Annotated in this window: 9 protein-coding genes; 2 read left to right on the plus strand and 7 right to left on the minus strand. The window is 70.3% G+C overall.

What is annotated here, in order from left to right; translation table 11 throughout:
- Nucleotides 1-76: 76 nt before the first annotated feature.
- Genes ACFWVE_RS21050 through ACFWVE_RS21065 form a run of 4 tightly spaced genes read right to left on the minus strand, consistent with a single transcriptional unit; the run spans nucleotide 77 to nucleotide 5,541 of the window.
- A complete protein-coding gene (locus ACFWVE_RS21050) occupies nucleotides 77-2,458 on the minus strand; it encodes a glycoside hydrolase family 3 N-terminal domain-containing protein (RefSeq protein ID WP_384016092.1) in 2,382 nt (793 codons plus the stop codon).
- Nucleotides 2,455-3,273 carry a carbohydrate ABC transporter permease gene (locus ACFWVE_RS21055; protein WP_384016094.1) on the minus strand — a complete coding sequence of 273 codons (819 nt, stop codon included), beginning with the start codon at nucleotides 3,271-3,273 and terminating at the stop codon, nucleotides 2,455-2,457. The genes ACFWVE_RS21050 and ACFWVE_RS21055 overlap by 4 nt, the downstream gene beginning before the upstream one ends.
- Nucleotides 3,270-4,226, minus strand: coding sequence for a carbohydrate ABC transporter permease (locus ACFWVE_RS21060; RefSeq protein WP_384016096.1), 957 nt, complete (start codon nucleotides 4,224-4,226; stop codon nucleotides 3,270-3,272). The genes ACFWVE_RS21055 and ACFWVE_RS21060 overlap by 4 nt, the downstream gene beginning before the upstream one ends.
- Before the next feature lie 10 nt (nucleotides 4,227-4,236).
- Nucleotides 4,237-5,541, minus strand: a complete 1,305-nt coding sequence (locus ACFWVE_RS21065; RefSeq protein WP_384016098.1) for an ABC transporter substrate-binding protein — start codon at nucleotides 5,539-5,541, stop codon at nucleotides 4,237-4,239.
- A gap of 138 nt (nucleotides 5,542-5,679) precedes the next feature.
- On the opposite strand from ACFWVE_RS21065, the gene ACFWVE_RS21070 reads away from it, so the two are divergent.
- A complete protein-coding gene (locus ACFWVE_RS21070) occupies nucleotides 5,680-6,702 on the plus strand; it encodes a LacI family DNA-binding transcriptional regulator (protein ID WP_384016100.1) in 1,023 nt (340 codons plus the stop codon).
- 874 nt (nucleotides 6,703-7,576) lie between these two features.
- Here the strand turns inward: ACFWVE_RS21070 and ACFWVE_RS21075 are convergent.
- Complete coding sequence (locus ACFWVE_RS21075; RefSeq protein ID WP_384016102.1) at nucleotides 7,577-8,092, minus strand: TspO/MBR family protein; 516 nt, start codon at nucleotides 8,090-8,092, stop codon at nucleotides 7,577-7,579.
- 258 nt (nucleotides 8,093-8,350) lie between these two features.
- Between ACFWVE_RS21075 and ACFWVE_RS21080 the strand changes: the two genes are divergently transcribed.
- The gene (locus ACFWVE_RS21080; RefSeq protein ID WP_384016104.1) at nucleotides 8,351-8,683 is read left to right on the plus strand and encodes a WhiB family transcriptional regulator; all 333 of its coding nucleotides are present in this window, start codon (nucleotides 8,351-8,353) and stop codon (nucleotides 8,681-8,683) included.
- A gap of 197 nt (nucleotides 8,684-8,880) precedes the next feature.
- On the opposite strand, the gene ACFWVE_RS21085 is transcribed toward ACFWVE_RS21080, so the two are convergent.
- Both ACFWVE_RS21085 and ACFWVE_RS21090 read right to left on the minus strand, forming a co-directional pair.
- Nucleotides 8,881-9,393 (minus strand): GNAT family N-acetyltransferase, encoded by a 513-nt coding sequence (locus ACFWVE_RS21085; protein ID WP_384016107.1) that lies wholly within the window; start codon nucleotides 9,391-9,393, stop codon nucleotides 8,881-8,883.
- A 95-nt stretch (nucleotides 9,394-9,488) separates the two neighbouring features.
- Nucleotides 9,489-9,692 carry an MbtH family protein gene (locus ACFWVE_RS21090; protein WP_384016109.1) on the minus strand — a complete coding sequence of 68 codons (204 nt, stop codon included), beginning with the start codon at nucleotides 9,690-9,692 and terminating at the stop codon, nucleotides 9,489-9,491.
- Between the last annotated feature and the right edge of the window lie 47 nt (nucleotides 9,693-9,739).

The raw sequence follows: 9,739 nt of genomic DNA on the forward strand, positions 1-9,739 counted from the left end.
GTGCGTGTGACGGGCCCCCCCCGCGCCGGCCCCGGCCGTGCCCCCCGCGGTCAGGGGCCGTCTCGTGCCATCCGGCTCAGGCCTGGGCAGCCGGCTCCTGGGTGAAGGCCGCGTGGAAGCGGCGGGTGTGGTCCACCCGGCGTTCCGGGCCGGTCAGGGTGACCGTCGCCGTCAGGCGTGCGTCGGTGCTCGAGGCGGCCAGGCGGAGTTGCAGGTCGCCGGGTTCGACGATCCGGTGGCCGTCGCGGCCGGTGAAGGAGGCCACATCGGCCGGAACCGTGACGCGGACGCGACGGGCCTCTCCCGGCTCCAGCTCCACCCGGGTGTAGCCGACGAGCCGCTGCACCGGCTGGACGACGGAGGCGACCGGGTCGTGGAGATAGAGCTGGACGACTTCGGTGCCGGACCGCTCACCGGTGTTGCGGACGGTGAGGGAGAGGGTGAACTCGCCGTCCGTCGAAACCTGTTCGGCGTCCACGGCGAGGTCGTTCCAGGCGAACGCCGTGTACGTCAGGCCGTGTCCGAAGCCGAACGCCGGCGTCGGGTCGATGTTGGACACCTCGCTGACCTGGGCGAGCCGTGCGCCGAGGTAGGTGGTCGGCTGGGACCCCGGGCCGCGCGGCACGCTGACCGGGAGCCGTCCGGAAGGGCTGGTACGGCCGCTCAGCACCCCGGCGATCGCCCGGGTGCCCGCGACTCCGGGGAAGAAGGACTGCACGATCGCCGCGGACTCGGCGACGGCGCGGCCGAGCGCGTACGGCCGCCCGGCGAGCAGGACGGTCACCACCGGCCTGCCGGAGTCGAGCAGCGCGTCCAGCAGGTGCTGCTGGACGCCGGGCAGGGCGAGGGACTCCGCGTCGCAGCCCTCTCCGCTGGTGCCGCGGCCGAACAGCCCCGCGCGGTCGCCGAGTACGGCGATGACGACGTCCGCGTCCCGTGCCGCGTCGACCGCCTCGCCGATTCCGGAGAGGTCTCCGTCGTCGACGCCGGTGCCGCGGGCGACGGTGATGTCCGCGTCGGGAAACTCCGCGGCCAGGGTGTCCCGCAGGGTGGGCAGGTCGATCCCGACCGGGACGTCCGGGTGCTGCACGCCCACGTGCTGGGGGAAGGAGTAGCAGCCCAGTACGGCGGTGGCCTCGGCCGCGTTGGGGCCGACCAGGGCGATGCGGCGGGGCCGGGCGAGCGGCAGGGTGCCGTCGTTGGCGAGCAGGACGACCGCCTTCTCGGCGATCTCGCGGGCCAGTTCCCGGTTCTCGGGCCGGTCCAGGTCGATCCTGCCGCGCAGGGCGTCCGGATCGTCCAGGTCCGCGCCGTCGAGCGCGGGCGGCACCGGGCTCCAGTCCGGATCGAGCAGGCCGAGCATCGCCTTCTGGCCGAGGACGCGGCGCAGGGCGCGGTCGATGACCGACTCCGGTACCCGGCCGTCGGCGACGGCCTCGGCGAGCGGTGCGCCGAACGTCTTGACGGTGGGCAGTTCGACGTCGACGCCGGCCTTCAGCGCGGCGCCCGCGGCCTGCGCCCAGTCGCCCGCGACGCCGTGCAGGGTCTTGAGGAAGGCGATGCCGAAGTAGTCGGCGACGACGGTGCCGTCGAAGCCCCAGGTGTCGCGGAGCAGTCCGGTCAGCAGGCTCTCGTCGGCCGCGGCGGGGACGCCGTCGGTGTCCGTGTAGGAGTGCATCACGGAGCGGGCGCCGCCCTCGCGGATCGCCATCTCGAACGGCGGCAGCAGGACGTCGGCCCGTTCGCGGGGGCCCATGGGCGCGGGGGCGAGGTTGCGTCCGGCGCGGGAGGCCGAGTAGCCGACGAAGTGCTTGAGGGTGGCGACGATCCCGGCGGACTCCAGGCCCTGGACGTACGCGGTGCCGATGGTGCCGACGAGGTAGGGGTCCTCGCCGATGGTCTCCTCCACCCGGCCCCAGCGGGCGTCGCGCACCACGTCGAGGACGGGCGCGAGACCCTGGTGGACACCGACGGACCGCATGTCGCGGCCGATGGCGGTGGCCATCCGGCGCACCACGTGCGGGTCGAAGGTGGCGCCCCAGGACAGCGGGACGGGGTAGGCGGTGGCGCCCCAGGCGGCGAAGCCCGCCAGGCATTCCTCGTGCGCGACGGCGGGAATGCCGAAGCGGCCCGCCGAGGTGATACGGGACTGGGTGCGCAGCAGGGAGAGCGCGCCGAGCGCCGGGTCGACGGGCGCGGTGCCGAAGGGGCGGGTCAGCTGGCCCAGCCCGGCGGGAAGAAGCGCGTCGAGGTCGACGGCCTCCTCCATGTCGTGCTGGTGCGGGGCCACTTCGCCGCCGTTGGCGGACGCGCCGACCCACACGCCGTACAGCTGGGCGATCTTCTCGTCCAGGGTCATCGCGCCGATCAGCGCGTCGACCCTGGCGGCGACGGGGCGGTCGGGGTCGTTCCAGAGGGGGATTTCGGGGGTGGTCTCTACGGCCACGTCGGCAGTCACTTTCCTCCGACACCCATCAGACCCTGGACCAGGGCACGACGGGCGAACAGGTAGACGAGCAGGATGGGCACCATGGACAGCACCACGGCTCCCAGCAGACCGGGGATGTCGATGCCGTGTTCGGTCTGGAAGTTGTACAGACCCAGGGTGACGACCTTGCTGGAGTCGGACTGGGTCAGGACGAGCGGGAACAGGAAGCCGTTCCATGCCTGGAGCGCGGAGAAGACCACGATCGTGGACAGTCCGCCCCTAGACAACGGCAGTACGAGCTGGAAGAACATGCGCCGCGGGGAGGCGCCGTCCATGGCCATGGCCTCGTACAGTTCCGAGGAGATGTCACGCATCGCGCCGCTGAGGATCAGCGCCGACATCGGCAGGCAGAACGCGGCCGTGGGCAGGATGACGCCCAGCAGGTTGTCGTACAGCCCGGCCTCGCTGATCAGGTAGAACATCGGCACGATGACGGCCTGGGCGGGGATGGCGAGACCGAGCAGGAACAGCCGGAAGATCGCCGACGTGGTCCGGCCCCGGCTGCGTACGATCGCGTAGGCGAGCGGCGGGACCAGCAGCAGCACGATCCCGATCACACAGCCGGTGACGACGAGCGTGTTGAAGAAGTACTGGCCGAAGCCCGAGTCGAAGGCTCCGGTGTAGTTGTCCAGGGTGAAGCTGTCCGGGATCGAGACCGGGCCGTTCTCGGCGTAGTCCTGTCGGGTGCGCAGGGTCGCGGCGAGCATCACGTACAGCGGCAGGCCGACCAGGAAGAGCCAGAAGAGCGAGCCGGCGCCGGCCAGGTAGTGGGGACGGCGCCTCATGACACACCCTCCATGGTGCTGCGCATCTTGTCGTAGCCGGAGACCCGGACGACGATCAGCGAGATGACGGTGGCCGCGACGACCAGGGCCAGGGCGATGGCGGAGCCGGCGCCGAAGTCGAAGCCCTTGAACGCCTTGTCGTACATGTAGTAGGCGCTGATGGTGGTGTCGGTGCCGGGGCCGCCCTGGGTCAGGATGAGGACCGTCTCGAAGGTGGTCAGACCGCCGACGATCATCAGGATCATCGAGGTGATCATCGAGTTGCGCAGCTGCGGCAGTGTGATGTGGAAGAACTGCCGGTAGCGGCCCGCCCCGTCGATTTCGGCCGCCTGGTAGAGCACCTGCGGGACGGCCCGGGCGGCGCCCTGGTAGATCAGCGTGTGGAACGGGGTGAACTGCCAGGTACTGACGAACGCCAGCACCCCGATGGCGGTGGCCTGTTCACCGAACAGGTTGCCGTCGCCGAACAGCCAGGCGGCCTCGGCCGGGATGCCGAAGTTCGGGTCGAGCAGCGCCCGCCACAGCACGGAGACGGCAGTGGCGGACAGCAGCAGCGGAATGAAGTAGATGACGGACAGCACGGCCCGGTTGCGCTGGTGGCCGGCGGCCCAGACGCCGAGCAGGATGCTCAGCGGCGTCTGGATGACCACGCCGAGCACGGTCAGGAGCAGGGTCAGCCAGATGCTCTGGAGCATCACCGGGTCGTCCATCAGGCGCGACCAGTTGTCCATGCCGACGAATTCGGGCGAGCCGATCCCGTCCCAGCTCATGAAGGACAGCACCGCCACCATGATCAGCGGGGTGATCGCGAAGAGGGCGAAGAACACTGCGGCGGGCAGCGCCCAGGCGAAGCCGGGACGACCCACCTTCGTTGCGGACGAGGCGGGCGGCCGCCGCCGGGGCCCCTTGCGGGGTCCGGCGGCGGGCGGAGCGCTCGTGATCTTTGTCGTCATGAGCCGTTCGTCACTCGGTCGGGAGGGCCTGCATGGCCTGGATGAAGCCGTCCGCGTCGAGCTGTCCGTTGAAGAACTGCTGGATGGCCTTGTGCATGGACGAGCTCGCCTTCTGCGGGTACGCCTGGTCCCAGGACAGCTGGAACGACGGGGCGTCGGCGACGAGGTCGTACTGGAAGCGCGAGTACTCGGGGGTGGACGAGGTGTCGATGAACTTGTCGGTGTTGGTCGTGGTCGGCAGGTTGCCGATGTCCAGCTGCGCCTTGACGAAGTCGTCGGAGTACATGAGCTTCAGGAACTCGGCGACGGCCTCGGGGTGCTTCGTCTTCTTCATCACCGAGTAGTAGTTGTTCGTGTTGCCGGCGACGTTGGCCGAGTCGCCCTTGCCGCCCTCGACGGTCGGGAAGGCGGTGTAGCCGAGGTCCTTCTCGGCGAATGCCTCGTGGTCCGTGAGCTGCTGGGAGTAGTACCAGGAGCCCATCAGCTCGAAGCCGGCCTTGCCGGAGGACACCAGCTGGACCGAGCCGCCGTTGGTGTACTTGACGGAGTCGTAGTTCTTGCCGAAGGCGCCGGCGTCGACGAGCTCCCTGATCATGCTCAGGGCCTTCTTGCTGTCCGCGCTCTCCCAGGCGCTCTTGTCGCCGCCTACGGCCTTCTCGAACAGTCCGGGTCCGGCCACGCGGTCGAAGAGGTACTGGAACCACATCTGCGTCGGCCAGATGTCGCCGCCGCCGAGCGCGATCGGCGTCACGCCCTCGTCCTTGAGCTTCCCTACCGCGTCGAGCAGTTCGTCCCAGGTCTTCGGCGGCGTGACGCCCGCCTTGTCGAGGACCTTCTTGTTGTGGAAGAGCAGGACCGGCTGGGTGCCGCGCATCGGGATGCCGTACGGCTTGCCGTCGACGGCGGCGTTGTTGAAGACGGACGGAAGGAACTTGTTCTCCAGGTCCGGGTTCTTCTTGATGAAGTCGTCGAGCGGCATCAGCAGGTCGGCCTTGACGAACGGCTTGATGCTGCCGCCGCCCCAGTTGAAGAAGACGTCCGGTGCCTGCGGGGTGCTGATGATCGTCTGAAGCTTCTTCTGGTAGTCCGCACCGGGGATGGTGTCGAGGACGACCTTGACGTCGGACGTTTTGTTGAACGTGTCGACGAGCTTCTTCTCGACCTTGTTGGTGGCGTCCCCGTAGACCAGGACATGGATCTTGCCGTCGTCCGCCGACGCCCCGCCGTCCCCGCCGCCGCAGGCCGAAAGGGTCAGTGCCAGGGTGAGCGTCGCACCACCGGCGACCAGTCTGGGCAAGCGCGCACGTGTCTTCATCGTTCGCCTTTCGAAAGTTTCGGCCTCATCGCCGAAAGTCCATGCCGTGGGACAGTAGGTCAGACGGAAGTTTCGGTCAACGGTCGAGTCGGCACTCACCCAAACCGTTACTGACACGCGGTGCCGTATCCTGCGGCTATGCACGATGACGGCGAGACGAGCGGCAGAATCACCCTGGCCGCGGTGGCGAAAGAGGCCGGCGTTTCGATGCCGACAGTTTCGAAGGTCCTCAATGGCCGATCGGACGTCTCTCGCACGACCCGAGCCAAGGTGGAACGGCTGCTGGATGTCCACGGTTACCGCCGTCGCGCCCAGTCGGCGTCCCGCTCCCCGCTCATCGAAATCGTCTTCCACGAGTTGGAGAGCGTCTGGGCGATGGAGCTCATCCGGGGTGTGGAGAGCGTCGCCAAGGAGAACCGCGCGACGGTGGCGCTCACCGAGAGCGGCACCCGGCACACCCCCGCTCCGGAGTGGCTCCCGGGCGTGCTGCAACGCAGGCCGCTCGGCGTCGTGCTGGTCTTCTCCACTCTCCCGGAGGACATCAAACGCCAGCTCAGAGCGGCGGCCATCCCCCTCGTCGTCATCGACCCGGCGGGCGACCCAGCCCCCGACGTCCCCTCTGTCGGCTCCGCGAACTGGGCCGGTGGCCTCGCCGCCACCCGCCATCTCACCGACCTCGGTCACGAGCGGGCCGCGATCATCACCGGCCCCGAGGACATGCTCTGCTCGCTCGCCCGCCTCGACGGCTACCGCTCCGCCATGGCGATGGCGGGCCTGGAGACCGACCCGCGTCTGATGCGCTTCGGCGACTTCCACGTACAGAGCGGCTTCGAGCACGCCATGGACCTGCTGAACGGCACCGACCGGCCGACGGCGATCTTCGCGGGCAGTGACCTCCAGGCACTCGGCGTCCTGGAGGCGGCCAGGGTCAGGGGCCTGCGCGTACCGGAGGACCTGTCGGTGGTGGGCTACGACGACGTACCACTGGCCCAGTGGTCGAGCCCGCCCCTCACCACAGTCCACCAGCCCCTGCGGCACATGGCCGAGGAGGCCGCCCGCATGCTCCTCCGCCCGGGCGCCCCCGGCACGGCGGCACAGCGCATCGAACTGGCGACGCACCTGGTGGTACGGCAGAGCACGGCTCGGTTGCGGAAGGCTTGAGACATGGCCCACGGACCCTTCGCCGCCGGTGCGTGGAGCTGACCGGGGCGCCGCCTCGGCCGTGCGCCGGAACGCCGAGGGGCACTCCGTGGGTGCGCCGGACGATACGGCTGAAGTCGGCGGGGTTCCGGAACCCCCATGGGGTGGCGATCCCGCCGATCGTCCGGTGCCGTGGTCGCGGGGCGGCGAGGTCGGCACCGGTGCATTCCGGCCGACGGCGGTGACGGGAAGGCCGGAGCACGTCCTGTTCCGGCTCGAAGTGATCCACGGGCGGCAGACGTGTGCCCGCCCGTCGCGGACCACCACCGGAAAATGCGGGAGGACCGCCTGCCGGGCGGGCGGCGACCGCCTCCCTTCCGGTCCCGGCCCTCATCGCCGCAGCGACGGCCGTCGCTGCGGTGCCGTCCAGCGGCTCGCCGAACACGCGAAACCCGCGAACGCGACACCGGCGTGCTGCACGATGGCGCGCGTCCGACCGTTCCCGGGCGGGTCGCCGGGCAAAGCGCACCCTGTTGACCGTCGTGGAGCGAAGGGATGACACGCCGGGTCCGCGTGACCGCGAGGAGGGCGATCCGGGACCGACGACCCGGGCAGTTACGTGCACAGGAACGGGTACGGCGAGGACGGCTGGGGCGGGACCGTTACGCCTTTCGTCCCTACGCCCTCCCGGCCCCGTTTCGATACCTCATGACGTGACGGCGGACGCCGCACGTGAGGTGTCGGACCGCCAGAGCCTCGGTCACGGGACTCTCATGGGCCTGTACTGATCCGGAAAGGCGTCGGGCGGTACGGCGCACTACCGGCGTCCCCCGGCTGAACCGTTCCGGTACCCGGTCGTCGGGACGGTGCGCCGCGCCCGCCGGCTTTGGTCGTGTCAGGCGTCGAGCTGCCAGATGGCGAGGCTGAGGGCCGCCGCGTACAGCGTCCACAGCGCGTAGGGGACGAGGAGGAGTGAGGCGGCCGGGCTCGTGCGCCGGAAAAGCAGCATCGTGGTGCCGAGAGCGGCCAGGAGCAGGCAGATGTCGAGGAACGCGAGGCCGTACCGGCCGGCTGTGAAGAACAACGGTGTCCAGGCCAGGTTGAAGGCGAGCTGCGCGCCCCAGAAAACGACCTCCGCCTTGACCTCCGCCAGTGGCCGGCGGCGCAGTACGAGCCAGGCGGAGACGGCGATGGTCGCGTACAGCACCGTCCAGACCGGACCGAACAGCCAGGAGGGCGGGGCCCACGCGGGGCGCTCGAGTGAGCGGTACGTGCTGCCCGCGTCCGTGGCCGCGACACCGCCCAGAGCGGCGACCGCGTAGCAGATCGCGAGAAGCAGGAGCAGAAGCAGGAGCGACCGGCGCGAGGCGTAGCGGGACCGGACGTCTTTCCCGGGCGGGGCTCCCGTCATCTGCTGTCTCCTTCCGTTGCACCGACGGCGTCGTGGCCGGGTGCCCCGGAATCCGCTGCCTGATGCGACACGTGGCACGCGGCGCCCGCTCACGCCTGTCCCGTGCGTGGCCGCGCCGAGGCGTCGCCGGTGCGACCCGATTCCCGAACATACCGGCCGTACCGGGCGTACAGTGGGACGCGCAACCTCTGCCGATTCTGCGGCACACCCGTGTCGCAGCCATCTGCCGGCTCAGCCGGCGCCTGGCGGAGGTGTGCCGTGCCGGACGACTGTCGGCCTTCTCTTTTCGGCTCCGATCTGTTCCCCGCCGCACGCGGATGGATCCGCGAGGCCGCGTGCGTGGGCGAGGATCCCGAGCTGTTCTTCCCCCTGACCGAGCGGGAGAGCGAGTCCCAGGTTGCTCGCGCCCGTGCGGTCTGCCGTCGCTGCCGCGTCCTGCTCGCCTGCCGCCGGTGGGCCGTCGAGCAGGGGGAGGACGCCGGTATCTGGGGTGCGACCACCGCCGCGCAGCGTCGCGCCATCCGGCGGGAGCTGTTCGACGGCCCGGGGGGAGGGATGACGGGGAAAACGGTTCACGCACGTCGGGAATGACCTCGGCCGCCGTGGCACCGGAGACAACGAGGGCGAAGCAGCACCGCGGTGGAACGGACGACCGTCCCGGAAGTCGTGGAGGTGGGCACCGGGGTGGGCTCGGCCGGCCGAGCCCACCCCTCAGGAGCGTGCGTGGAACCGGATCGGGGGAGGGGAGGCGGGGACGGCACCGTGGTGTTCCGGACCGGTTTCCGGCGTCAGTCCGGGTCCGTCGTCGAGATCACCACCATCCTGGTCACGGTGCCGTCGTCGCCGACCACGTCGCGCACGTGCCTGAAGCCCAGTCGGCGGGCCATGGCCAGGCTGGCGGTGTTGTCGGCGCCGACCATGCCGTAGGCCTCCTTCAGGCCCAGGTTGTCGGCGGCGTGGCGGAGCAGGCCGCCGACCACTTCGGTGCCCAGGCCCCGGCCCCAGTACTCGGGGGCGAGGGCGGTGATCAGTTCGTGGCCGTCGACGTTGCCGGTCTTCTTCACCTCCGCGTGGCCGACGTAGACCTCCTCGCGCCACAGTCCCCACACGTCGAACCTGTGCTGCGGGTAGACGTCGGTGAGGATGACGCGGAACAGCGTGCGGAGGTCGGCCTCCGGCACGCGTTCCTGGCCCATCCAGCGGCAGACCTCCTCGTCGCGCAGCAGGGCCACGAAGACGTCCTCGTCCTCGGGGCGGTAGGGCCGGAACGTGAGTCGTTCGGTGTGCAGGACCGGTGTCATGACGGCTCCTCGGGATGGGCGGGCGGACAGGGCGGAGGCCGGGGTGCGGTTGCGGGACGCACCCCGGCCCGTCCTTCGTGGCTGCGCGGGACGCGTCAGGCTCCGGTGTTCTCCATGCGCTCCCGCAGGCTGCGCGGGCGCATGTCGGTCCAGACCTCGTCGACGTAGGCGGAGCACTCCGCCTCCGTGCCCTCCTTGCCGACGGGCTGCCAGCCGGCGGGCACCTCGACGTCGACGGGCCACAGCGAGTACTGCTCCTCGTCGTTGCGCAGCACCTGGTAGCGGGTGTTCTCGTCCATGTCTGTCGGTCTCGCTCTCTCGGTCGGAGGGGTGGCAGGCAATTGGG

It is taken from the genome of Streptomyces sp. NPDC058632 (assembly GCF_042717095.1).
In the GTDB taxonomy this organism is placed as follows: Bacteria; Actinomycetota; Actinomycetes; order Streptomycetales; family Streptomycetaceae; genus Streptomyces.

Excerpts from the sequence above, each read along its gene's own strand:
- ACFWVE_RS21090 (WP_384016109.1), bottom strand. The coding sequence starts at position 9,692 with ATGGACGAGAACACCCGCTACCAGGTGCTGCGCAACGACGAGGAGCAG.
- ACFWVE_RS21065 (WP_384016098.1), bottom strand. The coding sequence starts at position 5,541 with ATGAAGACACGTGCGCGCTTGCCCAGACTGGTCGCCGGTGGTGCGACG.
- ACFWVE_RS21055 (WP_384016094.1), bottom strand. The coding sequence starts at position 3,273 with ATGAGGCGCCGTCCCCACTACCTGGCCGGCGCCGGCTCGCTCTTCTGG.
- ACFWVE_RS21085 (WP_384016107.1), bottom strand. The coding sequence starts at position 9,393 with ATGACACCGGTCCTGCACACCGAACGACTCACGTTCCGGCCCTACCGC.
- ACFWVE_RS21070 (WP_384016100.1), top strand. The coding sequence starts at position 5,680 with ATGCACGATGACGGCGAGACGAGCGGCAGAATCACCCTGGCCGCGGTG.
- ACFWVE_RS21075 (WP_384016102.1), bottom strand. The coding sequence starts at position 8,092 with ATGACGGGAGCCCCGCCCGGGAAAGACGTCCGGTCCCGCTACGCCTCG.
- ACFWVE_RS21060 (WP_384016096.1), bottom strand. The coding sequence starts at position 4,226 with ATGACGACAAAGATCACGAGCGCTCCGCCCGCCGCCGGACCCCGCAAG.